Raw genomic sequence first — 24,269 nt, 5'->3', positions numbered from 1 at the left:
AAAACCCGCCTTAGTGCGGGTTTTTTCGTATCTGGCGTCGGTGAATGTCACCCGGTGATGATGATGCCGGAATACTGATTACGGCCTTTAATCCCCGGATGATTGGGATCTTGCGCGCGGCGATGGCTGTTGCGGCGATAGCTGGTGTATTTAAAGCGCTGGGGCTGCCGTGGGTCGTTGTTGAGCGTGCAGATGGTGCAAGAGCCTGCGTGATCGACTGCGGCGAATCCCAGGGCATTGAGCTTGTTTACGGCGATGGCGGCCAGATCCAGATGGCGGTGGGTCGGGCTGATCAGCTCTGCTGGCAAGGGCAGCGTCTGTTGAAACTGTTCGACCAGCTCCTGGTTAACCTGATAGCAGCAAGCGCCCGCAGCAGGGCCGATGGAGGCCACCCAGTTGGCGGTATTGTCGTCCAGGCTGATACGTTTGGCCATTTGCTCCAGAATGCCATCCAGCAGGCCGCGCCAGCCTGCATGTACCGCAGCAATGGCGCTACCGTCTTTACGGCTGAAAATCACCGGCAGGCAGTCTGCGGTTAATACGCTGATCAGGATCCCTGGCTCGCGGGTAAAGAAGCCATCGGCTTCACCGCATTGCTGGCCCGCCTGATGGATATCGACTATGCGAGTACCGTGTACCTGTTTTTTCTCAGGCAGCGTGTCGCGATAGGGCAGTAACGGCGTTGGCAGTAGGGCACCTTTATTGCCAAAGCCATGAGCGATGCCAGGAACGCCGCTGAGCAGCGGGGAATAGTCGGTCATAGAACGTCTTTGCCTGTGGCTGAGAGGAGACATTCAGTGTAGCCAGCTTTTGAATCACTTGGCTAGTGGCAGATGGGTATCTGCCTTGCATCGTACACCAGCCTTCTTTAGACTACCCGCGCCATCTCTCTCTGGGATCTCATCCATGTCTTATCAGTGCCCCCTGTGTTTCCAACCGCTTGATTTCGCAAACCAACAGTGGCGTTGCGAGAATAACCATCAATTCGACCGTGCTAAAGAAGGGTACGTCAACTTAATGCCGGTGCAACACAAGCGTTCTAAACAGCCGGGTGACAGTGCCGAGATGATGCAGGCCCGCCGCGCATTTCTTGACGGGGGCTACTACCAGCCGTTGCAACAGCGGGTGGCTGAACTGTTAGCCAGCACTTTGCCTATTGAGCCACAGGCACTGCTGGATATTGGCTGTGGTGAAGGCTATTACACGGCCGCCGTGGCGGCACGCTTGTCTCAGGAGCGGACCGTAGCGGTGTATGGCCTGGATGTTGCCAAGGTGGCTATCCGCTCGGCGGCCAAACGCTACCCGACGGTCTCTTTCTGCGTGGCTTCCAGTCATCGCCTACCGTTTGCCGACGCGTCGCTAGATGCTGTGTTACGTATCTATGCACCCTGTAAAGCCGAGGAATTGGCGCGGGTCGTCAAGCCGGGTGGGGTGGTTGTGACGGTGTCACCGGGGCCGCGGCACCTTTATCAGCTAAAACAGCAGGTTTATCAGGAGGTTCAATTGCATGCGGAGCATGATGAGCAGCTTGAGGGCTTCAGCTGTGAATTGGCCGAGTCTTTGGCTTATCCAATGATGTTGCCGGGTGAGCAGGCTGCCAATCTGTTGCAGATGACGCCGTTTGCCTGGCGCGCTTCGCCGGAAGTGCAGCAAGGTTTGCTCGACATGGCTACCTTTGCCTGCGAGACGGATTTCGCCATCCGCTTGTACCGCCGGGGCTGAGTGGCATCAATGTTAACCTTCCCCTCACCCCAACCCTCTCCCACAGGGAGAGGGAGCTGATAGCCCCTGCTTTTTTGGAGGTAAAGAGATCACCTGAGCAACTCGAACACCCACCTTATCCAAGGTGAGGGAGCTGCCCGGAGTAGGTAATTGGCTCGTGTAGCTTCGGAAAGTAGGGAGTAAAAGCAAGAAAGTTAAGGTATTACGCCGAAAGATCAACGAACTCGATCGGTTCCCTCTCCTTGGGGAGAGGGCGAGGGAGGTGCCCGGAGTAGGTAATTGGCCCGTGTAGCTTCGGAAAGTAGGGAGTAAAAGCAAGAAAGTTAAGGTATTACGCCGAAAGATCAACGAACTCGATCGGTTCCCTCTCCTTGGGGAGAGGGTTAGGGTGAGGGAGTATTCTTTGCTGCCAAGGATTAAGCCAGGTAGCCCAAGTGCTCCAGCAGGATATTAAAGCCAATCCCGATCAGCACCACGCCGCCAAGAATTTCTGCGCGCTTGCCCAGCAGCGGGCCGATAAACCGGCCAACCATCATCCCCAGCGTAGCCATGATCATGGTCGCCATACCTATCGCCATCGCGGTATGCAGGATATTAACCTGCAGGAATGCCAGACCCACACCGATTGCCATCGCATCCAGACTGGTGGCAATGGCCGTAGCAACCAGCACCCAGAAGCCATGACGATTGACTTTCTCTTCTTCCGGCTTGTTTTTCACCCCTTCAACGATCATGCGTGCGCCAAGGATAAACAGCAGGCTAAAGGCGACCCAGTGGTCCCATTCCATGATGTATTGGCTGGCAAACAGACCGATGCCCCAGCCGATAAGCGGAGTAATGGCTTCAATGATGCCAAAGATCAGACCGGTACGGATAGCTTCGCGAAAACGCGGTTGATGCAGAGTGGCGCCTTTGCCGATCGACGCGGCAAACGCGTCCATAGACATGCCAAAAGCCAGGATAAGAGTTGCTGAAAGGTTCATTGAAATAGTCTCGGCCGGGTGGCTCCATATACACGTAACCCACCCCCAACCATACGACGGAGTTACGTGCCTATGGTCTCGCCAACCTACCTGGCTGCCCGTACCACGTTTCGCTGACGAAACGAGTATGTTGATACGGGCGTTTCTGGTTATAACTCTCCAGAAACCGGCTACTCCCCAATGACGGCGCAACCATACCATAATATTTTTGCTGCGGACAACGTTTAATTTCACCGGGGTATCGGGTGAAATTGAGACTTATTTTCATTAACAGGCTTATGGATAGTAATAATGGCGATAGTTGCATCAATGGTGTGGAAATAATAAGCAGAAAAAACACCAGCCATGCTGATTAATTACCCGAAAAAATCATTGTTAATTAATCAGGATGGGGCGGGGAGGTTTTTAACTCATTTATTTTCAAGGAAAAAATGATAGATTTTTTCCAGGTCATCCAGGTGTGTAACCTGGATTAATAACCGGCGCTTTTCTAAGTCGATAACCAGAATGCCATCTTCGGATAAATTCATGGCTTTGATGCGTCGATAGTCAATAAACGCATTGGCATAGAAGAAACCGGTGGTTTTAAACAACATTTTGGGCTTGCGGATATAGGAGATATATACCGCAATCATGGCCAGGGAAATTAGCAGGTAGGTAGTTATCGGCGCTCCCTGCTCGACCAGGTTGCGGTAGATCAGGATAGCGATCAGACCGACGAAGATCAGGCAGTCCAACCGGTTACCCCGCTTGAGCTGCACCTTTAACAGCGTTTTTCCTTTCAGCAGGTTCATGCCGAACTCGTCATACAGCGCATACGCCAGCATCAGCAGAATAAAAATCAGTATTACGCCATCGGTCAGCGACATCTCACCACTCCATAAATAAAAAAACCGGGGGTTGCCCCCCGGCTATCAATTGCTATTACAGACCTAACAGACCAATCCAGTAACCGAAGATACCAATGGCGAAGAAGCCGATGATGATCCACAGCGCGTTGACCTTCCTGCGCAGCAGCCACATACAACCGAATGTCAGCAGTAGCGGTACCAAGCCAGGCATCAACTGGTCAAGGATGGTTTGTACCGTGGTGACGTGGGTTTGCCCGGTCTGGTCGGTAATTTTTGACACTACCAGCGGGATATTGACGTGCGTCCACTTGTTAACCAGGGCCCCCATGACAAACAGGCCGAGGATGGACGCCCCTTCCGTCAGTTTTTGCAGGAAACCACCGCCCATATCGCTAACGATATCGACCCCTTTTTGATAGCCGTAGGCGACACCGTAGTAACGAACCAGCAGGCGTACCAGGTTAAACAGTACGAAGAACAACAGTGGGCCGAGCAGGCTGCCACTCATGGCAATACCGGCACCCAATGCAGCAAATACCGGGCGAACGGTACCCCAGAATATCGGGTCACCTACGCCAGCCAGCGGCCCCATCAGACCTACTTTGATGCCGTTGATGGCCGCATCGTCGATCGGTGCGCCGTTGGCACGCTGTTCTTCCATCGCCATGGTGACGCCAAGAATTGGCGCTGCGACGAACGGTTGCGTATTGAAGAACTCAAGGTGGCGTTTAATGGCCTGTTTGCGTTCGTCGTTATTGTCCGGGTACAGGCGACGGATCACCGGCACCATCGAGAAGCAAAAACCTAGCGCCTGCATACGTTCGAAGTTCCATGAACCCTGGAACAGGTTGGAGCGTACGAATACGCCTCGAATATCGGCAGGTGTCAGTTTCTTTTGAGTCGTTGTATCAACCATTTCTTTCACCTATTCCTAGTCCAATTCGTTATCGAGGTCGTTGGCACCGGCAGGGTTGGCCTGAACCACCTGAGACTTGTTGTATTTAGGGCTGAGCTGGATGTAGAGCACCGCCATCACCACACCGATCACGCCGAGTGCGACCAGGTTAAAGTTGGTGAAGGCTGCGGTAACGAAGCCCAGGTAGAAGAATGGCATCAGATAACCGGCACGCATCATGTTGATGACCATCGCGTAACCGACTACCACGATCATGCCACCGGCGATGTTCAGACCGCCTGTGACCACTTCCGGAATTGAGTTAAGCAGGGCGTGGACGCCAGCTGTGCCGACGGAGACCGCAACGATCACCGCAGGAATTGCGACACGCATTGCCTGTACCAGCAGGGCCGCGATGTGGATCACGGTAATGCCGTTCAGGTTACCCCGTTCTGCCGCTTTGTCCGCCGCATGCTGGAAGGCCACGGTGATGGTACGCACGATAATGGTCAGTACCTGGCCTGCTGCTGCCAGTGGGATCGCCAGGGCAATACCGGCACCGATGTTTTGCCCACCGGCGATAACCAGAATGGTGGAAATAATCGACGCTAACGCCGCATCGGGTGCAACCGCAGCCCCGATGTTCATCCAACCCAGTGCGATCATCTCCAGCGTACCGCCGATGATGATACCGGTTTTGATGTCACCGAGAACGAAGCCAATTAGCGTACAGGCCACTAACGGGCGGTGGAATTGAAACTCATCCAGGACGGAACCCATCCCGGCGATACAGGCAACGATAAATATCAGTACAATCTGAAGAGTGGTGATCTCCATTGCACTTCTCCTATATGACCAAACAGCTCTGAGTAAAAAATTAACGACGTTACCGTTAATTGAGTTTGTTAATCAGGTCCATCATTTTTAGCTGACTGTCGGAAGAGACCTTACGGACTTCAAGTTCAATCCCGCGTTCGTTTAACTTCTTAAACGCCTCGATGTCTTTCTCATCGACGGACACCGCGTTATTCACCTGGGTTTTACCCTGGCGGAACGCCATACCACCGATATTCACCGAGGTGATATTCACCCCTTCCTCAACCAGACGCCAAACATCGGTTGGGTTGGTGAACAGCAGCATCACGCGCTCACCCGCATATTTCGGGTTGTTCCAGACGCGGATCGCCTTTGCCACGTCAACAACGTGAGCGGTAACGCCTGGGGGGGCAACCTGAGTCAGCAAGGTTTTACGGACGTGGTCGGCGGCCACTTCATCACTGACTACGATGATGCGGCTGACGTTGGTCTCTTTGGTCCAGCGGGTAGCAACCTGGCCGTGGATCAGACGATCGTCGATACGCGCCAGGCAGATTTTCATATGGTCATTGGGGCCGAGAGGCGCTTGGGGCGCAACGGCTTTTGGGGCAGGGGCACTTTGTGGCGCGACGGGCTTAACACTCTCTTCCACCGGTTTCTTCAGCGCTTTCACGCCTTCACGGCCGGTTTCCAACGCCAGCGCGACCAGTTCGTCAAAGCTTGGGTTGTCATCACGGGCCATGAATGTTTCCACCAGCATGGGAATGTTAACCCCGGTGATAACCTCATAGTGTGGTTTGTCTACTGCGATACGGCTGGCCGCATTAAACGGGCTGCCGCCCCAGGTATCAACCAGAAACAGGACGCCATCGCTGGTATCGAGCTCACTGATTTTCCCATTGTATTTCTCAATTAACGTTTCAGCATTTTCACCGGGAACGAAATCTATGTAGGCGACGTTGGCTTGCTCACCCAATAGCATTTCTGCTGTTTTCAGCAATTGTTCCGCTGCAGTCCCGTGTGTGCCGATGATAATAGCTATTGCCACTCGCTACCTCCTCGTTGAACTTAAGGCACGGATCGTGTCTTGACTCATCACCATCCTGGCAGTCACTTCCGCGGTTCAGATACGTTGGTTCAAATACATTATGGTAGAAAAAAAGAAACTCACACTTAACATTTATCACGCAGTTTCAAAAACCTGTGGCCGTTAATTCCCGTTAACGCCATTTATTTTAGTGCGTGAAAAAATAAATTTTGTGACATTGCTCTGCTATTAGTGGATCGATTAAGCCGAATAGTTAGTTTGCGGAATTAAACAGCAAAGCTGTTACAAAATGAGACGTAAACTGAACAAAGCCACTTTTCTGACGAAAAATTTCCTGTTAGAGTGCATTCTTCTTTCATAACCAAGGAGTGAAGGGCCTCAGCCCTCCCTATGGACTGTCACCGAAGTTACTGTTTTACAAGGTTTCACCCGCCACCTGTTGGCGCAACAACGTTCGCTCGGCCTTATGGCTGCTTCCTGTTAGTGCCATCCTGTTTTCTCTCTGTCATCGCCAACGCCACGTCTGCGTTTGCCTCCCTACGTCTGAGCGCAGCTCTGCCAACCTGTCTTTCTTCTGGAGTCTGATATGGAAATATTAATGGACCCCTCGATTTGGGCCGGGTTATTGACCCTGGTAGTCTTGGAAATCGTGCTGGGTATCGACAACCTGGTATTCATCGCCATTCTGGCCGACAAACTGCCGCCCAAGCAGCGTGATAAAGCGCGCATTATCGGCCTTTCATTAGCCTTGGTGATGCGTCTTGGGTTGCTGTCGGTGATTTCATGGATGGTGACGCTGACCAAACCGCTGTTCAGCGTGGGGGAATTCGCTTTCTCTGGCCGCGACCTGATCCTGCTGTTTGGTGGGGTATTCCTGTTGTTCAAAGCCACGATGGAGTTGCATGAACGGCTGGAGGGCAGCACCCATCAGGAAGGTGCTAACCGTGGCTACGCCAAATTCTGGGCGGTGGTGGTGCAGATTGTCATCCTTGATGCGGTGTTCTCGCTCGACGCGGTGATCACGGCAGTGGGGATGGTCAACGATCTGCCGGTCATGATGGCAGCGGTAGTGATTGCGATGGCGGTGATGTTGCTGGCCTCGAAACCTTTGACCAACTTCGTGAACGCCCATCCGACCATCGTGGTGCTCTGTTTGAGCTTCCTGCTGATGATCGGCCTGAGCCTGATTGCCGAAGGCCTTGGCGTGCACATTCCAAAAGGCTATCTGTATGCGGCGATTGGCTTCTCGATCCTGATCGAGATGTTTAACCAGATTGCACGGCGCAACTTCATCAAGCACGAGTCTCGTCGCCCGATGCGCGAACGCACGGCTGAAGCGATTATGCGCCTGATGGGGCAACAGCGTACCCAGCAACAGGTGGATGAAGACAGCCTGCGTAAGGTGAAAGAAACCTTTGCGCAGGAGGAACGCTACATGATCAGCGGCGTGCTGACATTGGCTTCCCGTACCTTGCGCAGCGTGATGACACCACGCACCGAGATTTCGTGGGTAGATTGCGAACGTTCCCGCGACGAGGTGCGCGAACAGTTGCTGGATACCCCGCATAGCCTGTTCCCGGTTTGCCGCTATGAGCTGGATGAGTTTATCGGCGTGGTGCGTGCGAAGGATCTGCTGGTCGCGTTGGATCAGGGCGTAGATATCGCCGAGTTTGCCGCGCGCACACCGCCGATCGTCGTACCGGAAACCATGGACGTGATCAAGCTGCTGGCGGTATTGCGCCGGGCCAAGGGCCGTCTGGTGATGGTGACCAATGAGTTTGGCGTGGTGCAGGGGCTGGTCACGCCGCTAGACGTGCTGGAAGCGATTGCCGGTGAGTTCCCGGACGAAGATGAAACGCCGGATATTATCGAGGATGGCGACCGCTGGCTGGTGAAAGGCGGTGCGGACCTCCACTCGTTGGAGCAGGCGTTGGACTGTGACGATTTGGTTAGCCCCACCGAGGATTACGCCTCGCTGGCGGGCTTCCTGCTCTCATATTCTGGCCAGATGCCAACGGTGGGCGATGTGGTCGAACTCCACGACCTGCGTTTTGAAATCCTTGAGATCTCGGATTATCGCATCGAACTGGTCAGCATCACCAAGGTGAAACCGCTGCACGAGCAAGACGAGTAAGTAGTCAGGCCGGGGTGTTTACCCCGGCCTCAGTTTGCCGCGTTCCTGGACCATTAGCTAAAGAAACGTGACCCTACATAGCGAGCCGGTTGAATTGTATCAGCCGTCTCGCTTTTCTTTTGTTTGCGGCTGTTGATGCAGCACGCGTTGGCGGGTTTCATACTGTTGCAGCCACAGTGGAAACACGTTGATCGGCATCGGCTTGGCAAAATAATACCCCTGTAAGGCATTTACCCCCTGCGAGCGTAGATACTCTGCCTGCTCCTCTGTCTCAACCCCTTCGGCCACCAGTTTTAATTTCAGGCGCTGTGCCAACGTAATGATGGTATCGGTCACGGTGGCATTGACCGCGTCGGTGCCAATGGCGGCGGTAAAACCACGATCGATCTTTAACACGTCCGGGCTGAGCTTTTTCAGATAGCTGAGCGAGCTGTGGCCGGTGCCAAAGTCGTCTATCGCCAGCATGATGCCCATCTCTTTGAGCGTTTTAATCTGTTCATGCTGAATCTCCGACAGGGCGGTTCGCTCCGTCAGTTCCAGCATCAGTGACGGCATCGGATGGGCGGGCAGCCAGATGCGGCGGATATCATCAATAATGCTGACGGTATTGAAATGCTCTGCTGCGACGTTGATGCTGATATAGAAAGAGGGGCGAGGGGGGAACAGGTTGAGGTTTTCTACCACCGTGGTCATCAGATAACGTGTTAGCGGAATGATCAGGGCGTGCTGTTCGGCCAGCGGGATAAACACGTCTGGCGAAATCCAGCCTTGTCGCTTGTTCTTCCAGCGCATCAAGGTTTCGACGCCGACACAGCGCCCATTATCGCTGTTGATAATCGGCTGGCAATAAACGCGAAATTCGCGATGCGCAATGGCGTGGCCAATATGGTAAGACAGGCTCATGCGGTTGGCGGTGATCAGATAGACCACGTAGGCCGCCAGCAGGCTCAACATCAACGCCAGAGGAATATGGCGCGGTAGTGCGGCCAGAGCCAGAGTACGGGCATCGGGGCCAAACAGGGAGATGGAGAAAGGATACTTGGCGGATTTGGCGGTGTATTGCAGGTCTTCGGCTTTGCCATCGCTCAGGGTAATTTCCTGTTGACCATATTCCAGTCTGTAGGCACCCACGTTCAGGGCTACCCGATGAGCAAAAGGCTCTTGCGGTTCCAGCAGGAAATTGGACAACAGATCGATATTGAAAACGTGCAACACTCCGCTGGTACTTTGATCGGGCAACGGAGTCCACAGCACCAGCGTTGGCGTTCCTTTGGCTACCGTGATGGAAGGGCGCAGTGCCAGCTGCATGCCGCCTTTGGTCATGGTTGGGAAAATGGTGGTAAACACATAGTGGCGTTGGCCAAACAGGCTGGAGCAATAAATCGTACCGTCCTTGACCAGCAGCAACGAGCGCAGTGCCTGATTCTGTGCGGCACGAAAGCGTAACGTTGGTATCACCGAATCGCAGGGTTGCCCGACCAGCGACATGGTGCTGAGAGCCTGTTGCTCTGCGGGTAGCAGCAACGCATTGAGTTTGGTGATCACCCGGCTGGCCAGGACGCGCTGGTTCTGCTCGGTATTACGGACTTCCTGATAGTAGCGGGTATAGAGCGAAATCAACAAAATAGCCAACCCAACCGCGCCGGCGAGAAGCCAACGGTAATAGCGGTATTTCGATGCGGCAAGTTGGGTCATCAACATCCGGTAAGTCCTTGTTCAGTCTAGCTGCCTGACGCCACTTCCAGGCGCAATTTCAGTAATACTATGCTTGGCTAATTCTAGCCTGTTCGCATGGAAAATTGATGGTAACTCAACAAATTATTTCGGTTGGCGCGATCAAAGGGGAAATTTGGGGGTTAACCGGCGGATGGGCGAGGTGGTCAGATTAGCAGTATTGCTGAGTTTGTACGGGACAACTAGGTTAACCTATTGATTCTCTAAGCGGGTGCCGCATGCGGCGCCCCTACGTGTTGCGTAGCCAGTTCAGGTTTTTTCAGCCGTTCCCCCTCGACGGTGACGACGAGGGGGACAGACTTAATCAGTCACACTGAACCTTGATCGCCAGACCGCCACGAGAGGTCTCACGATACTTGGCGTTCATGTCTTTACCGGTTTCGTACATGGTTTCGATCACCTTATCCAGCGACACACGCGGCTCGCTGGTGCGGCGCAATGCCATACGCGCCGAGTTGATCGCTTTCACCGAGGCAATGGCGTTGCGCTCGATGCAAGGGACCTGTACCTGGCCGGCAACGGGATCGCAGGTCAAGCCCAGGTTATGCTCCATGCCGATTTCGGCGGCGATGCAAACCTGCTCAGGGCTGCCGCCAAGCAACTCGGCCAGGCCCGCAGCGGCCATCGAACAGGCCACACCCACTTCGCCCTGGCAGCCCACTTCGGCACCAGAAATCGAGGCGTTCATTTTATACAGCGTGCCAATCGCGCCCGACGCCATAAAGTAGCGGACATAGGTTTCCGGGCTGACGGACTCAATGAAATGATCGTAGTAAGCCAGCACCGCAGGAACGATCCCGCAGGCTCCGTTGGTTGGGGCGGTCACCACGCGGCCACCGGCGGCGTTCTCTTCGTTTACCGCCAGCGCAAACATGTTGACCCAGTCGATCACGTTCATTGGGTCGCTGGACAGTTTGTCTGAGGAAACCAGCAAGCGGCGCAGGGCTGAGGCGCGGCGCGGAACCCGCAGCGGGCCAGGCAGTACGCCTTCGGTGTTCAGACCGCGATCGATACAGGCGCGCATGGTTTGCCAAACGTTGCCGAAATAGGCTTCGATCTCCTGCTTGCTATGCAGTGCCAGTTCGTTTTGCATGACCATCCCGGAGAGGGACAGACCGGTAGCGTGGCAGTGGGCCAACATTTCACTTGCCGAGTGGAACGGATAGGGAACCGAGATTTCGTTACTTTCGGCTTTGCCGAAATGTTCTTGGTCAACGATAAACCCGCCACCGATGGAGTAATAGGTTTTGCTGTAAATCTGCTTGTCGCCAGCGAAGGCATGGATCTGCATGGCGTTTTCGTGCAGCGGCATATTGTCGCTACGGAAGACCATGCCGCCGTCGCGGGGGAAATCGACTTCGTGCAGGCCGCTGGCCAGCATCAGGCGTTGACGTTGCTCAACATCGCGAATAAAGCCCGGGATGCCATCGATATCGACGGTATCAGGCATATTGCCCGCCAGGCCGAGAATGATGGCGATATCGGTATGGTGACCTTTACCGGTCAATGAGAGTGAGCCGTAAACATCGACGGCAACACGCGTGACGGAAGGCATCAAGCCTTCGTTTACCAGATCGTCGACAAACTGTTTGCCGGCTTTCATCGGTCCAACCGTATGAGAGCTGGACGGGCCGATGCCGATCTTAAACATGTCGAAAACGCTAATCACGCTAAAACTCCTTAAAGAGGCATATTGTTATGGCTGCTGCGGTTAAAAACCGCGCAGGGAACGGCGATAGTGTAAAAGGGCCGTACGGGTTTTGCGGCCCTTTTCGCATGAAATAAAGTAATCCTTGGTATTGCTGTTAACGCCTTAAAACGCGACCGGGGTAATCCTTATAATATTAGTGGTTTATTCCGGTCGTGGCTATTTTACAGGTATTTCGTAAGGTTGAAGAGAGAGTTTACAGTTTTTTTAAAACATCGATAGCGGTAACGGTAGTTGATAAAACAGGCTGCAGGAGTGATAGCGATCGCTTTATACTCAAAACGACAGGTAATCCCGGCTTTAACGTGACGTATGTCACGAAAAATACCAGATTCAGATGCTGACTTGCTGTGCCAGGCGGCGAATAATCGCGGCCGTCAGACCCCAAACGAATTGGCTTTGATACCAGGAAAGATAGACTCGATGTGCGTGACCGCCACGATGAATGTCCAGCGGATAATAGCGTGAGAGCCGCAGCGCTTCGTGCAGCGGGATTTCGAACACCTCGGCGACCTCATCTTCGTTGGCATGAAACGCCACATCTGCCGGGATCAGACCCACCACCGGCGTCACCTGAAAACCGGTGCTGCTGTCGAGCGGGGCCAACTGGCCGAGGACATGCACCCGCTGCGGTGGGATCGCCACTTCTTCCTGCGCTTCACGCAGTGCGGTAATGATGGGAGAACCGTCTTCAGCATCGGTTTTACCGCCGGGGAAGGCCACTTGACCCGCATGTTTACGTAATGAGTCAGCGCGGCGAGTGAGCAGCAGGGTCGGTTCTGGCCGACAAACGATGGGGATCAGCACGGCGGCTGGGCGCGAGTTGTGGGAGATCTGCACCGCCTGCGGCTGTTGCAGCTGAAAGCGGCTGATAAAATCGGCCAATGAGGCCGGATAGTCCTGATGGCTCACGAAACGGTAAACTCCCCCAGCTGTGGCAAGATGCGGCCTACCTTATCAAAGGTTTCCTGATACTCCGCCTGTTCCTGACTATCTGCAACGATGCCACCACCGGCAGAACAGCTGATGCGCCCGTTTTCGGCAATCAGGGTGCGGATGGTGATATTGGTGTCCATGGTACCGCAAACGCTGAGATAGCCAATGCTGCCACAATAGGCATTACGGCGCTGCGGCTCCAGTTCTTCGATGATTTCCATTGCCCGCACTTTGGGCGCGCCGGTGATCGATCCGCCGGGAAAACAGGCGCGCAACAGCTCGCTAGCCGAGCGGTTAGCGGGCAGGGTGGCAGTAATGGTACTGACCAGATGATGTACCGCCGGGAACGGCTCAACCACGAACAGTTCCGGCACCTTGACGCTGCCAGGTTTTGCCACACGGCCAATGTCATTACGCAGCAGATCGACAATCATCAGATTTTCGGCCCGGTCCTTGGGGGAATTGGCCAACTTTTGCGCCTGTTCTGCATCTAGCGCGGCATCAGCAAGGCGGGGTAGCGTACCTTTGATAGGCCTGGTCTGGATCTGCCGATCGGCCAACCACAGGAAACGTTCTGGTGAAACGCTCAATACCGCGTTGGCGGGCAGGCGCAGGAAAGCGGAGAACGGCGCACGGTTGCTGGCGCTTAACTGCTGGAATGCCTGCCATTCGTCCCCTTGGTACGGGGCGGAAAAACGCTGAGCCAAATTGATCTGATAGCAATCGCCGCTGCGCAGATAGCCCTGGATACGCCGGAATTTCTCGCCATATTGTTGGCGCGTCATGTTGGCCTGCCAGTTGCCGGTCAGGGCAAAGAGAGGCTGTGGCACAACCCGCTGTTGGTTAAGCCATTGCCAGCGCTGTTCTACATCCCCATAGCTTAGCAGGGTCAGTTTTTGTTGATGATGATCGGCGATCAGAGCCCAGTCATAAATACCCACCGCCATATCCGGCAGCTTGATATCGGCCTGTGCCAACTGCGGCAACGCTTCGATACGTCGTCCCAAATCATAGCCAAAAAGCCCTAGCGCTCCCCCTTGAAAGGGCAGTTCGCCGTTCAGTGGCGGATGCAGGTTGAGAGCATCTAGCTGTTGCTGCAACAGCACAAAGGGATCTTCCGGTGAGTGACTGCGAGTCTCTCCCTGCTGGATCTCGGTGCTGGCACCGCAAGTCGTCAGCGTGGTGCGTGGTTCTGCCACCAGAATGTCAAACCGGTTATGCGGGTGCTCGGCAAAGCCTGAATGCAGCAGCATAGCCCATGGCCGTTGTGCCAATGGAGCGAACAACGTTAGTACGGCTTCGCGCGTATAGGGTAACGATTTAAGGTTTGGGGCGGTGACATTCATAGGATCAATCAACCTGACTCACGTAAACAGCGGTGTTGGCAGCCATTCTGCCACATTACGTCATAGGGTGCTGCTTACAGATTAGCCGGATGAAAAGTAAACCATGCGTAAATGGAGCATTTTTTGCAACGTCTGCCATATTATAAAATGTAAAATGCCATTATATATTCGCCGAAAGAAATTCCCTCAGTGAATATTTTAATAAGTAAAATAATAATAAATGTATCTTTTTTTACCCTATGATTATTCTAATTTACCCCGCAGATGAGGGCAGCAATGTCATTAAAATTAAGCGTTATTGTTCCTTTGCATAATGTGGGGGAGCTATTTATTCCTTTCTTGAATTCATTGCTGGCGCAACATGAGCAGCAGTTGGAGGTGATCATCGTTAACGATGGCTCCACCGACGGCTCAGGAGAGATTGCGCACCGCTACGCCGCGCAGCATCCACATATCAAGGTCATCGATCAGCCCAACTCAGGGGTCTCTAATGCTCGCAATGCCGGGCTGGCCGTGGCCCGTGGCAAATATGTCGCCTTCCCCGACGCCGATGATTTATTGGATCCAAAAATGTATTCAACGCTGCTTACATTAGCCGAAGAGCATCAATTAGACGTGATGCAATGTAACGGCGAACGCTATTTTGCAAGCAATAGTGATTTGCACCCCATTATTCCTGCAGCGCGCCTGAAAGATACGGCGGTTATTTCTGGTGCGCAGTGGTTGGAAAAAGCGTTGAAATCAAGACGCTTTATTCATGTGGTGTGGTTAGCCGTGTATCGCCTGGATTTTATCAAGCAGCACCAACTTTATTTCGAACCTGGTTTACATCACCAGGATATCCCGTGGACCACCGAAGTGATGTTCAATGCTCAACGAGTTAAATACTTGAGCAAACCGCTATATCGCCAACGGGTACACGACCGCTCGATCAGCAACCGTCGGCGTACCGGGCAGGCGAACGTCGAGTATCAGCGCCACTATATGAAAATCGTCGAGATGCTGGTGGCACTGAATCAGCGTTACAGCAGCAAGATCTCGATTTGTGCGGCCTTCCATTGGCAAATCGCGCGTGAGGCGCTGGGGATTTGCCATAGTATTCGCCGTGAGCCCGAACTGCAGGCGCAACAACAGATCGCTGAAGATTTCTACCAGCGCGGCATTCAGCGGAAGATGATCGACAATATGCGGGGGATCAAGCAGACATGGCATGTGATGTTGTGGCTGCATCGCTTAAAACAGTGGCACATTGATAACGCGACTCCCTTGCAGGCCAGCGAATAACAGGTGTAGGGATCTGCGTCGTTAGCGCGTATAATTCACGCCTATTTTACCGGGGAGAAATACATGCTTGCAGGTATGCCGTCACTGAGTCACCAAGAACAGCAGGAAGCTGCTGAACGTATCCATTTGCTGATGGGGCAGGGCATGAGCAGCGGAGAGGCCATCGCGACTGTGGCACAGGAAATCCGCGAAAAACATCAGGGCGATCAGGTTAGCGTGATGTTCGACGATGAAGAAGAAGAAGAACAGCAGGAAGAACCGACCGAGTATCTGGACGAAGATAGCGAAGACGACGAAAACTACTGACGTTAGCGGGGGTCGGCATCCCGAACCCCCAACCGGTTTACCCTTGCACCGTCACCGCAGCAGCGGCCTGTTTGGCCAGCTCTACCGCTTGCTCTACTTCTGGCGCAACGGCCAGTGCAACGCCCATCCGGCGTTTGCCCTCAATGTTTGGTTTACCGAATAACCGCACCTGATTATAGCCACTTAGTGCCGTCTCCAACCCACTGAAACGCACGTTGTCGCTGCTTAGCTCCGGCAGGATCACCGCAGAGGCGGCCGGCCCGAACTGGCGTATCGCGTTAATCGGTAGCCCAAGGAAAGCGCGCACGTGCAGCGCAAACTCGGACAGATCCTGCGAAATCAGCGTAACCATGCCGGTGTCGTGCGGGCGTGGAGAGACCTCGCTGAAAATCACTTCATCGCCGCAGACGAACAGTTCCACGCCGAACAGGCCAAATCCACCCAGTGCATTAACCACCTTTGCGGCGATCGCCTGAGCACGGCTTAATGCCAGCTCTGACATCCGCTGCGGCTGCCAGGACTCGCGGTAATCCCCATCTTCCTGACGGTGGCCGATCGGCTCACAGAAATGTACGCCATCGACGGCGTTGATGGTCAGCAGAGTGATCTCGAAATCAAATTTGACCAGCCCTTCAACAATGACCCGGCCTCCACCAGCGCGCCCACCAAGCTGTGCGTAATCCCAGGCGGCGCCCAGTTGCTGCTCTTCACGGATCAGGCTTTGCCCTTTGCCGGATGAGCTCATCACCGGCTTGACGATGCACGGGTAACCAATTTCGGCCACCGCTTGGCGGAAGCTTTGCTCGTTATCGGCAAAGCGGTAGCTGGAGGTTGGCAGCTCCAGCGTTTCAGCGGCCAGACGGCGAATACCTTCGCGGTTCATGGTCAGACGTGTGGCTTCGGCGCAGGGGACGACGTTATGGCCCTGTTGCTCCAACTCAACCAGCATGCTGGTGGCGATAGCCTCTATTTCCGGCACGATAAAATCGGGGCGTTCCTGTTCGATCAACGCTTTTAGCGCCGCACCATCCAGCATGTTGATGACGTGGCTGCGGTGTGCCACATGCATGGCTGGGGCATCGGCGTAACGGTCAACGGCAATGACTTCCAAGCCTAAACGCTGGCATTCGATGGCCACTTCTTTGCCCAGCTCGCCTGAGCCGAGTAGCATAACGCGGGTGGCGGCAGGACGCAGGGCGGTTCCAATAGTTAACATAGTCTGATACCTGGATCTGAATGAATTCACGGGTCTGACACTGAGCGCGCAGTATATACGAAAACGATTGCGTACGACCAGCGGTGCCTATTAACCGCTTTTTTTAACGCTGAAATCCGGAAACCCCACCAACTCTGTTATCATCTGCGCCTGATCCGGTGCCAGCCAAGCGCAGCGCCGCCTTTCCACTTGCTATATAAGAGTTATTGCCGTGAGCACAGTTTCTTTTTCTTCCCTGCCGCTGCCAGCTGAACAGTTGGCCAACCTCAACGAACTGGGGTATGCCGAAATGACGCCGGTACAGGCCGCAGCGCTGCCTGCCATCCTGAACGGGCAGGACGTACGTGCCAAAGCGAAAACCGGTAGCGGTAAAACGGCGGCATTTGGCATCGGCCTGCTGGATAAAATCAACGTTGCCAAAGTGGCAACCCAGGCGCTTATTCTGTGCCCGACGCGTGAGCTGGCCGACCAGGTGAGCAAAGAGCTGCGTCGCCTGGCCCGCTTTACCCAGAACATCAAGATACTGACCCTGTGCGGTGGCCAGCCGGTGGGGCCACAGCTCGACTCCCTGGTGCATGCACCGCACATTGTGGTGGGTACGCCGGGCCGGGTGCAGGAGCATCTGCGCAAGAAAACTTTGGTGCTGGACGAGATGACCGTGCTGGTGCTGGATGAGGCCGACCGCATGTTGGATATGGGCTTTGCCGATGATATCGATGATGTGATCAGCTATACGCCGCCGCAGCGCCAGACCTTGCTATTTTCTGCTACCTATCCGGCGGGCATTGAGCGCATTAGCGCCCGTGTGCAACGCCAGCCACTGAATGTGGAAGTCGAAGATGGCGATGAGCAAGCCTCTATCGAACAACGTTTCTATGAAACCACCCGCGATCAACGCCCTGCGGTGTTAGTGAGCGCCATCCGTCATTATCAGCCAGCGTCCTGCGTGGTGTTCTGTAACACCAAGCGTGATTGCCAGAGCGTGTATGAAGCGTTGGAGGCTCGTGGTATCAGTTGCATGGCCCTGCATGGCGATCTTGAACAACGCGATCGGGACCAGGTGCTGGTTCGCTTTGCCAACCGCAGCTGCCGTGTACTGGTAGCGACCGACGTGGCCGCGCGTGGCCTGGATATCAAAGAATTGGAGTTGGTGGTCAACTACGAACTGTCGTTTGACCCTGAGGTTCACGTCCACCGCATTGGCCGTACTGGTCGCGCCGGTCTGAGTGGGTTGGCGATCAGCCTGTGTACGCCGCAGGAAATGGTGCGTGTTCATGCTCTCGAAGAATATCTGTCCATGCGTGCAAAATGGTCACCCGTGTCTGAGCTGAGCGGGGCGCCTAACACGCCGCTGGAAGCAGAAATGGTCACCCTGTGCATCGACGGTGGCCGCAAGGCGAAAATCCGCCCTGGCGATATTCTTGGTGCGTTGACCGGTGACGCCGGGCTAACGGCGGCAGAAGTCGGCAAGATCGACATGTTCCCGGTGCATGCCTATGTGGCTATCCGTAAGGCCAGCGCCCGTAAGGCACTGCAACAGCTTCAGCAAGGTAAGATCAAAGGCAAGAGCTGCAAAGTGCGGCTGTTGAAATAATAAACGGCGGGGCGCTTGCAGCCCTGCCCGAAATCACTCTATACTGTATAAAAATACAGTATCATAACCTTTGAGGAAGATGCTCATGGCTGTTGAAGTGAAATATGTAGTAGTGAGAAACGGTGAGGAAAAAATGACTTTCGCAAATAAGAAAGAAGCCGATGCCTACGACAAAATGTTGGATCTGGCCGATAGCCTCGGTGAATGGTTGCAGCAAGCGCCAGTCACGCTGGAAGAAGAACAGCGTGAAGGGTTGAGCTTCTTCCTGGCGGAACACAAAGATGTGCTGGCGCAGATCCTGCGTGGTGGTGCTCCGCAAGAAGCCGCCAAAAAACCAGCCAAAACCAAAGGTGAGAAACCTGCCGCTGCCCCGGAAGAAGGCGCCGCGTCAGAAGAGCAGCAGGCCGCCTAAGCAGTGGTACAGCAACATGATGATAACCAAGGATCCAGCATGTCCCGTGAGATAACCTTCTTCAGCCGTTTTGAGCAAGATATTCTGGCCGGGCGCAAAACCATCACCATTCGGGACGCCAGCGAAGCTGACTTCCAACCGAATGAGGTGCTGCGCGTCAGCCGCAACGAAGACGGCGTATTTTTCTGTTATATCGAGGTAAAGTCGGTAACGCCGGTGCGCCTGAATGAGCTAACGCATGAACATGCGAAGCAGGAGAATATGACCCTCAGCGAACTGAAGCAGGTGATCCAGGATATCTACCCGGGGCTGGATGAACTGTTTGTCATCGCGTTTACCAAGCGCTGATACCGTACGCCATCTCACATTGCGATGAGATGCTGACAAAATCTAACCGGTTCACTGCGTAGGGGCGCTGCATGTGCTGCGCCCATTTACTTACGTGGCTTGTTAACGTTGTGAAATTCGTGTCATTCTTGCCTTAATCAAAGTAAGCGGATGATTTAGCAATGATGACACCTCCTAAGGCAGAAAAACGTCCTTATCCCATCACTATCCATGGCGACACGCGTGTGGATGACTACTACTGGCTGCGCGATGACGAACGTACCGATCCCCAGGTATTGGACTATTTGCGGGCTGAGAATGCCTATACTGACGCGCAGCTAAAGCCGCAACAGGCGCTGCGTGAAACTCTGTATCAGGAGATGGTCGCGCGTATCCCACAGCAGGAACATTCCGTACCTTACGTCAGGCGTGGTTTCCGCTATCAGACCCGCTATGAGCCGGGTAATGAATATGCGCTGTATGTGCGCCAACCCGCAGCGGCTACCGAGCTTTGGGACACCTTGCTCGATGGTAATCAGCGTGCGGAAGGGCATGAGTTCTATACGTTGGGCGGGTTGGACGTCAGCCCGGATAACCAGCGCCTGGCCGTGGCGGAAGACTTCCTGTCGCGCCGCCAATACGATATCCGTTTCAAGGATCTACACGACGATAGCTGGGCCGATGAGGTGCTGGAAAACACCTCTGGCAACTTCGAGTGGGCGAATGATTCCGCCACCGTTTACTACGTGCGTAAACATGCCAAGACATTGCTGCCGTATCAGGTCTATCGCCACGTCGTGGGCAGCGATCCGCAGCAGGACGTGTTGATCTACGAGGAACAGGATGACACTTTCTACGTCAGCCTGGAAAAAACCACCTCCGAGCGCTTTATCCTGATCCACCTCAGCAGCACCACCACCTCAGAGATCCTGTTGCTGGATGCGAATAGTGCAGACAGTAAGCCGCAGATGTTTGCGCCGCGCCGTAAAGATCACGAATATGCCATCGATCACTACCGTGAGCATTTCTACATTCGCTCTAACAGAAACGGCAAGAACTTTGGCCTGTACCAGAGCGAGCAGGCTGACGAAAGCCAATGGCAGGAACTGATTGCTCCGCGCACCAATGTCATGCTCGAAGGGTTCAGCCTGTTCCGTGACTGGCTGGTGGTGGAGGAGCGCATCGCCGGGCTGACCCAGCTGCGCCAAATCCACTGGCAGAGCGGTGAAGACAAGAGCATCGCTTTTGACGATCCGACCTATGTCACCTGGCTGGCCTACAATCCAGACCCGGAAACCGAACTGCTGCGTTACGGCTATTCTTCCATGACCACGCCAACTACGCTGTATGAGCTGAATCTGGACAGCGGCGAGCGGGAGTTGCTTAAGCAGCAGGAAGTGAAAAACTTCACGGCGGAAGATTATCGTAGCGAGCGCGTATGGGTGAAAGCCCGTGACGGCGTCGAGGTGCCGGTATCTTTGGTTTACCGTGCTGACCGCTTTGCACATGGGGCGAACCCGCTGATGGTGTACGCCTACGGCTCCTATGGCAGCAGCATGGATCCGGCATTCAGTGCCAGCCGTCTCAGCCTGTTGGATCGCGGTTTTGTCTTCGCGCTGGCGCATATTCGCGGCGGTGCCGAGCTGGGGCAACTTTGGTATGAAGACGGCAAGCTGTTCAACAAACAAAATACCTTTAACGACTTTATCGACGTCACCAAAACGCTGGTAGAGCAGGGTTATGGCGATGCTGACCGAGTGTTCGCCATGGGCGGCAGTGCCGGTGGCTTACTGATGGGCGCGGTAGTCAACCAGGCTCCTGAGCTGTTCAATGGCGTTGTGGCTCAAGTGCCGTTTGTGGACGTGGTCACCACCATGCTGGATGAGTCCATCCCGCTCACCACCGGTGAATATGACGAGTGGGGCAACCCAAACGACAAGGCGTATTACGATTACATCTTGCAGTACAGCCCATACGACCAGGTGAAAGCGCAGGATTATCCGCATATGCTGGTCACCACCGGGTTGCATGATTCGCAGGTGCAATACTGGGAGCCTGCCAAGTGGGTAGCGAAACTGCGTGAGTTGAAAACCGACGATCGCCAACTGCTGCTGTATACCGATATGGATGCCGGCCACGGCGGCAAGTCTGGGCGCTTTAAGGCTTACGAAGATATTGCGCTGGAATATGCGTTTATTCTGGCGCTGGCAGAATAAATCATCGCGGGCAGGAGACTGCCCGCTTGATTAACCCAACAGATAGTATTTCAACGTGTGTTTCATATCTGGGCTGAGATCGTTGATGGATTTCAGCATCCAACGCAGATAGCCAGGATCTTCCAGCGCTACCTGCTCAATAGATTGCCCACGATATTTGCCGAACTTGAATTTTTTTAACAATACCGGCTGCTCGGTGATTTCCAGCATCTGTTCTGGCGTCCAACCGGAGTCCTGCACAATGCGTTGCAGCAGTGCGGCGGTGACGTAACAGTCGTACAGTGCGCGGTGTGGATAAAGCGCGGTATCCTGCGGCAGTTGTACATCCAGATTCAGCGCATAGCGCAGGTATTGATTACCATATTTAATGTCTGGATACAGCGTACGTGCCAGTTTGAGGGTACAAATCCAGGCACCGTTCATTTCCGGCAGCATGGCCCGATCAAAGGCAGCGTTATGCGCGACATAATATTGGCTGCCCTGATAACGCCCAATGGCGACGGCGATACGCGGCTTGCCCTCAACCATCTGCTCGGTGATGTGGTGAATGGCCATGGCGTCCAGGCCGATAGGCCGGTCTGGGCTGATCAGGTCGCTCATCGGATTAGTGATTTTCCCGTCGATCACGTCAACGGAAGCGACTTCCACTACGCCGCCGTCTAGCCCACAGGTTTCAGTATCGATTACACGTAACATCATGATGTTCCCAGCTAAAGTCTACTCCCTAGCTTAACGATATGGGGTTGCGATGCCAACCTGTCTTTTCGCAGGCAACAAAAAACCCGCCTCGGCGGGTTTAACTACGGTCAGAAACTGATTTACTCACCAGATGCAGACGCCTGTCCTTTTTTGGAACGTTTCTCCGCTTTTTTCTCGGCTGGGGTTTTCAACGGTTTCTTCTTCGCATTTTTCTTGCTGTCCATTCCCTTACTCATGATGGCCTCTTGGTTAACCTATGGTTGGGTGGCTTGCTGAACCATTAACCCCCTAGCGGCCATCATATGCAAGCAGCAAAGGGTATGGAAACGTCAACGCCTTGTTTATCCAATGATTATTTATTATTAACCTTTATGTGTTAAAAATGTTATAATGTAACAAACTTATGTACACGGAGTGTGCCATGACAGTCATGACATTATTAAGCGAGCAACAACTGCTGGCGATGCCAGAATCTGATTACATGAATACGGAGCAGCGGGCGTTTTTCCGCCAACGCCTATTGGATGAGCAACAAAAACTCTGGCAGCACATTGACGTGTTGAAACGTGATATCGACAGCGGCGATATTAGCGGTGATGAAGCGGATAAAGCCGCGCGTGAAGAAGATCTGCGCCTGCTGTTCCGCCAATTGGATCGGGAAACCCGCCTGTTACCCAAGATGGCCGCCGCCCTGCAGCGCCTGGAAACCGGTGATTTCGGATATTGTCTTGAAACGGGTGAGCCTATTGGCCTGCCACGCCTGTTATTGCGCCCCACGGCAGAGCTGAGTATTGAAGCCAAAACCGCACAAGAAATGCGCGAACCCCATATGCGTAAAAGCAAGTCGACTTCATTTTGAGCAAACGCACACTAACATGTTGGTATAGGTGGAGGTTTTAGCGTTTTACCGTTGACCTGATGAGCGGCTTCGGCTTTGATGAAGGTATCACTCACAGAGAGACGTACGCGCCATGGAACAATTACGAGGTTTGTACCCGCCATTATCCGCCTATGACAGCGGTTGGCTGGATACTGGAGATGGGCACCGGATCTACTGGGAGCTGAGCGGCAATCCAAACGGTAAGCCTGCAGTATTTATCCACGGCGGGCCTGGCGGTGGTAGCGCACCTTATCATCGCCAGCTGTTCGACCCGCAGCGCTATAAGGTTTTGCTGTTCGATCAACGCGGCTGTGGCCGTTCCAAACCGCATGCGAGCCTGGACAATAACACCACCTGGCACCTGGTTGACGATCTCGAAAGACTGCGTGTCATGGCGGGAGTGGACCAGTGGCTGGTCTTTGGTGGCTCCTGGGGTTCCACGCTGGCGCTGGCCTATGCACAGACCCATCCGCAACGCGTCAGCGAGATGGTGCTGCGGGGGATCTTCACGCTGCGTAAGCAGGAACTGAGTTGGTATTATCAAGACGGCGCTTCCCGCTTCTTCCCGGATAAATGGGAGCGGGTGCTGTCTATTCTTTCGGAGGAAGAACGCAAGGACGTGATTGCGGCCTACCGTCAACGCCTGACGTCACCGGATCTGCAAGTGCAGCTTGAGGCTGCCAAACTGTGGAGCGTGTGGGAAGGGGAAACGGTAACGCTGTTGCCAAGCGGTGCTTCCGCCTCCTTTGGCGAAGATGATTTCGCGCTGGCCTTTGCCCGCATTGAGAACCACTACTTTAGCCATCAGGGCTTTCTCGACAGCGATGACCAACTGCTGAGCAACGTCCCGCTGATCCGCCATATTCCGGCTGTGATCGTCCATGGTCGTTACGATATGGCTTGCCAAGTACAAAACGCCTGGGATCTGGCCAAAGCCTGGCCAGAGGCTGAACTGCATATTGTTGAAGGGGCAGGGCACTCCACGGATGAACCGGGTATTTTGCACCAGCTGATGCTGGCTACCGACCGTTTCGCGGGCCCCTCACCCCAACCCTCTCCCATAGGGAGAGGGAGCTGTTAGCCCCAGCTCATTTGGAAGTAAATCGGTAACTTTAGCAAAATCGATCGCCTCCTCATCCAAGGTGAGTCGCGAGAAATTTCA

Annotated in this window: 22 protein-coding genes and 1 riboswitch; of the genes, 10 read left to right on the top strand and 12 right to left on the bottom strand. The window is 54.2% G+C overall.

What is annotated here, in order from left to right:
* Positions 1–47: 47 nt before the first annotated feature.
* Entirely contained in the window at positions 48–761 is a 714-nt protein-coding gene (pgeF, locus tag D9980_RS09370) for a peptidoglycan editing factor PgeF (RefSeq protein WP_121607123.1), read from the bottom strand.
* A gap of 145 nt (positions 762–906) precedes the next feature.
* Here pgeF and rlmA point away from each other — a divergent pair, with 145 nt between their 5' ends.
* Positions 907–1,722, top strand: coding sequence for a 23S rRNA (guanine(745)-N(1))-methyltransferase (gene rlmA, locus D9980_RS09365; RefSeq protein ID WP_121607122.1), 816 nt, complete (start codon positions 907–909; stop codon positions 1,720–1,722).
* A gap of 416 nt (positions 1,723–2,138) precedes the next feature.
* Here rlmA and mntP read toward each other — a convergent pair whose 3' ends face one another.
* From mntP to manX, 5 genes are all read right to left on the bottom strand, one after another.
* Entirely contained in the window at positions 2,139–2,705 is a 567-nt protein-coding gene (gene mntP, locus D9980_RS09360) for a manganese efflux pump MntP (protein ID WP_024487163.1), read from the bottom strand.
* Positions 2,706–2,717: 12 nt separating this feature from the next.
* Positions 2,718–2,896, bottom strand: a riboswitch (yybP-ykoY riboswitch).
* A 219-nt stretch (positions 2,897–3,115) separates the two neighbouring features.
* Positions 3,116–3,574: a DUF986 family protein gene (locus tag D9980_RS09355; RefSeq protein WP_121607121.1), complete on the bottom strand. Its 459-nt coding sequence runs from the start codon at positions 3,572–3,574 to the stop codon at positions 3,116–3,118.
* 55 nt (positions 3,575–3,629) lie between these two features.
* Positions 3,630–4,472: a PTS mannose transporter subunit IID gene (locus tag D9980_RS09350; protein WP_046808324.1), complete on the bottom strand. Its 843-nt coding sequence runs from the start codon at positions 4,470–4,472 to the stop codon at positions 3,630–3,632.
* A 15-nt stretch (positions 4,473–4,487) separates the two neighbouring features.
* Complete coding sequence (locus D9980_RS09345; protein WP_021181036.1) at positions 4,488–5,288, bottom strand: PTS mannose/fructose/sorbose transporter subunit IIC; 801 nt, start codon at positions 5,286–5,288, stop codon at positions 4,488–4,490.
* A 55-nt stretch (positions 5,289–5,343) separates the two neighbouring features.
* A complete protein-coding gene (manX, locus tag D9980_RS09340; protein ID WP_121607120.1) occupies positions 5,344–6,315 on the bottom strand; it encodes a PTS mannose transporter subunit IIAB in 972 nt (323 codons plus the stop codon).
* A gap of 586 nt (positions 6,316–6,901) precedes the next feature.
* On the opposite strand from manX, the gene D9980_RS09335 reads away from it, so the two are divergent.
* Complete coding sequence (locus D9980_RS09335) at positions 6,902–8,449, top strand: TerC family protein (RefSeq protein ID WP_024486721.1); 1,548 nt, start codon at positions 6,902–6,904, stop codon at positions 8,447–8,449.
* A 99-nt stretch (positions 8,450–8,548) separates the two neighbouring features.
* Here D9980_RS09335 and D9980_RS09330 read toward each other — a convergent pair whose 3' ends face one another.
* The 4 genes from D9980_RS09330 to pabB all read right to left on the bottom strand — a co-directional run bounded on the left by D9980_RS09330 (position 8,549) and on the right by pabB (position 14,173).
* Entirely contained in the window at positions 8,549–10,150 is a 1,602-nt protein-coding gene (locus D9980_RS09330) for an EAL domain-containing protein (protein WP_121607119.1), read from the bottom strand.
* A gap of 337 nt (positions 10,151–10,487) precedes the next feature.
* The gene (gene sdaA / locus D9980_RS09325) at positions 10,488–11,852 is read right to left on the bottom strand and encodes an L-serine ammonia-lyase (protein ID WP_121607118.1); all 1,365 of its coding nucleotides are present in this window, start codon (positions 11,850–11,852) and stop codon (positions 10,488–10,490) included.
* A 372-nt stretch (positions 11,853–12,224) separates the two neighbouring features.
* On the bottom strand, positions 12,225–12,803 hold the full coding sequence (locus D9980_RS09320) for a CoA pyrophosphatase (protein ID WP_121607117.1): 579 nt from the start codon (positions 12,801–12,803) through the stop codon (positions 12,225–12,227).
* Positions 12,800–14,173, bottom strand: a complete 1,374-nt coding sequence (gene pabB, locus D9980_RS09315) for an aminodeoxychorismate synthase component 1 (protein WP_121607116.1) — start codon at positions 14,171–14,173, stop codon at positions 12,800–12,802. The genes D9980_RS09320 and pabB overlap by 4 nt, the downstream gene beginning before the upstream one ends.
* Positions 14,174–14,449: 276 nt before the next feature.
* On the opposite strand from pabB, the gene D9980_RS09310 reads away from it, so the two are divergent.
* On the top strand, positions 14,450–15,457 hold the full coding sequence (locus tag D9980_RS09310) for a glycosyltransferase (RefSeq protein WP_121607115.1): 1,008 nt from the start codon (positions 14,450–14,452) through the stop codon (positions 15,455–15,457).
* Between the two features lie 63 nt (positions 15,458–15,520).
* Positions 15,521–15,763 (top strand): YoaH family protein, encoded by a 243-nt coding sequence (locus tag D9980_RS09305; RefSeq protein WP_121607114.1) that lies wholly within the window; start codon positions 15,521–15,523, stop codon positions 15,761–15,763.
* A 37-nt stretch (positions 15,764–15,800) separates the two neighbouring features.
* Here D9980_RS09305 and purT read toward each other — a convergent pair whose 3' ends face one another.
* Complete coding sequence (gene purT, locus D9980_RS09300) at positions 15,801–16,979, bottom strand: formate-dependent phosphoribosylglycinamide formyltransferase (protein ID WP_121607113.1); 1,179 nt, start codon at positions 16,977–16,979, stop codon at positions 15,801–15,803.
* A 211-nt stretch (positions 16,980–17,190) separates the two neighbouring features.
* On the opposite strand from purT, the gene dbpA reads away from it, so the two are divergent.
* From dbpA to D9980_RS09280, 4 genes are all read left to right on the top strand, one after another.
* A complete protein-coding gene (gene dbpA / locus D9980_RS09295; protein ID WP_024530215.1) occupies positions 17,191–18,573 on the top strand; it encodes an ATP-dependent RNA helicase DbpA in 1,383 nt (460 codons plus the stop codon).
* 85 nt (positions 18,574–18,658) lie between these two features.
* Positions 18,659–18,985: a YebG family protein gene (locus D9980_RS09290; protein ID WP_065685556.1), complete on the top strand. Its 327-nt coding sequence runs from the start codon at positions 18,659–18,661 to the stop codon at positions 18,983–18,985.
* A 39-nt stretch (positions 18,986–19,024) separates the two neighbouring features.
* Positions 19,025–19,333, top strand: a complete 309-nt coding sequence (yqfB, locus tag D9980_RS09285) for a N(4)-acetylcytidine aminohydrolase (protein WP_121607112.1) — start codon at positions 19,025–19,027, stop codon at positions 19,331–19,333.
* Between the two features lie 161 nt (positions 19,334–19,494).
* The gene (locus tag D9980_RS09280; protein WP_121607111.1) at positions 19,495–21,528 is read left to right on the top strand and encodes a S9 family peptidase; all 2,034 of its coding nucleotides are present in this window, start codon (positions 19,495–19,497) and stop codon (positions 21,526–21,528) included.
* 30 nt (positions 21,529–21,558) lie between these two features.
* Here the strand turns inward: D9980_RS09280 and exoX are convergent, their stop codons facing one another.
* A complete protein-coding gene (gene exoX, locus D9980_RS09275; protein ID WP_121607110.1) occupies positions 21,559–22,227 on the bottom strand; it encodes an exodeoxyribonuclease X in 669 nt (222 codons plus the stop codon).
* Positions 22,228–22,648: 421 nt separating this feature from the next.
* Between exoX and D9980_RS09270 the strand changes: the two genes are divergently transcribed.
* Complete coding sequence (locus D9980_RS09270; RefSeq protein WP_021806760.1) at positions 22,649–23,086, top strand: TraR/DksA C4-type zinc finger protein; 438 nt, start codon at positions 22,649–22,651, stop codon at positions 23,084–23,086.
* Positions 23,087–23,198: 112 nt separating this feature from the next.
* Positions 23,199–24,188: a prolyl aminopeptidase gene (pip, locus tag D9980_RS09265; RefSeq protein WP_121607109.1), complete on the top strand. Its 990-nt coding sequence runs from the start codon at positions 23,199–23,201 to the stop codon at positions 24,186–24,188.
* Positions 24,189–24,269 lie beyond the last annotated feature (81 nt).

Origin of the sequence: Serratia sp. 3ACOL1 (genome assembly GCF_003668775.1) — a bacterium.
GTDB classification, from domain to species: Bacteria; Pseudomonadota; Gammaproteobacteria; order Enterobacterales; family Enterobacteriaceae; genus Chania; species Chania fonticola.
This window is presented reverse-complemented; position numbering and strand designations above follow the sequence as displayed.

Coding starts and splice junctions, on each gene's coding strand:
- pgeF (WP_121607123.1), bottom strand. CDS start 761: ATGACCGACTATTCCCCGCTGCTCAGCGGCGTTCCTGGCATCGCTCAT.
- rlmA (WP_121607122.1), top strand. CDS start 907: ATGTCTTATCAGTGCCCCCTGTGTTTCCAACCGCTTGATTTCGCAAAC.
- mntP (WP_024487163.1), bottom strand. CDS start 2,705: ATGAACCTTTCAGCAACTCTTATCCTGGCTTTTGGCATGTCTATGGAC.
- D9980_RS09355 (WP_121607121.1), bottom strand. CDS start 3,574: ATGTCGCTGACCGATGGCGTAATACTGATTTTTATTCTGCTGATGCTG.
- D9980_RS09350 (WP_046808324.1), bottom strand. CDS start 4,472: ATGGTTGATACAACGACTCAAAAGAAACTGACACCTGCCGATATTCGA.
- D9980_RS09345 (WP_021181036.1), bottom strand. CDS start 5,288: ATGGAGATCACCACTCTTCAGATTGTACTGATATTTATCGTTGCCTGT.
- D9980_RS09335 (WP_024486721.1), top strand. CDS start 6,902: ATGGAAATATTAATGGACCCCTCGATTTGGGCCGGGTTATTGACCCTG.
- D9980_RS09330 (WP_121607119.1), bottom strand. CDS start 10,150: ATGTTGATGACCCAACTTGCCGCATCGAAATACCGCTATTACCGTTGG.
- pabB (WP_121607116.1), bottom strand. CDS start 14,173: ATGAATGTCACCGCCCCAAACCTTAAATCGTTACCCTATACGCGCGAA.
- D9980_RS09310 (WP_121607115.1), top strand. CDS start 14,450: ATGTCATTAAAATTAAGCGTTATTGTTCCTTTGCATAATGTGGGGGAG.
- D9980_RS09305 (WP_121607114.1), top strand. CDS start 15,521: ATGCTTGCAGGTATGCCGTCACTGAGTCACCAAGAACAGCAGGAAGCT.
- purT (WP_121607113.1), bottom strand. CDS start 16,979: ATGTTAACTATTGGAACCGCCCTGCGTCCTGCCGCCACCCGCGTTATG.
- D9980_RS09290 (WP_065685556.1), top strand. CDS start 18,659: ATGGCTGTTGAAGTGAAATATGTAGTAGTGAGAAACGGTGAGGAAAAA.
- yqfB (WP_121607112.1), top strand. CDS start 19,025: ATGTCCCGTGAGATAACCTTCTTCAGCCGTTTTGAGCAAGATATTCTG.
- D9980_RS09280 (WP_121607111.1), top strand. CDS start 19,495: ATGATGACACCTCCTAAGGCAGAAAAACGTCCTTATCCCATCACTATC.
- exoX (WP_121607110.1), bottom strand. CDS start 22,227: ATGATGTTACGTGTAATCGATACTGAAACCTGTGGGCTAGACGGCGGC.
- D9980_RS09270 (WP_021806760.1), top strand. CDS start 22,649: ATGACAGTCATGACATTATTAAGCGAGCAACAACTGCTGGCGATGCCA.
- pip (WP_121607109.1), top strand. CDS start 23,199: ATGGAACAATTACGAGGTTTGTACCCGCCATTATCCGCCTATGACAGC.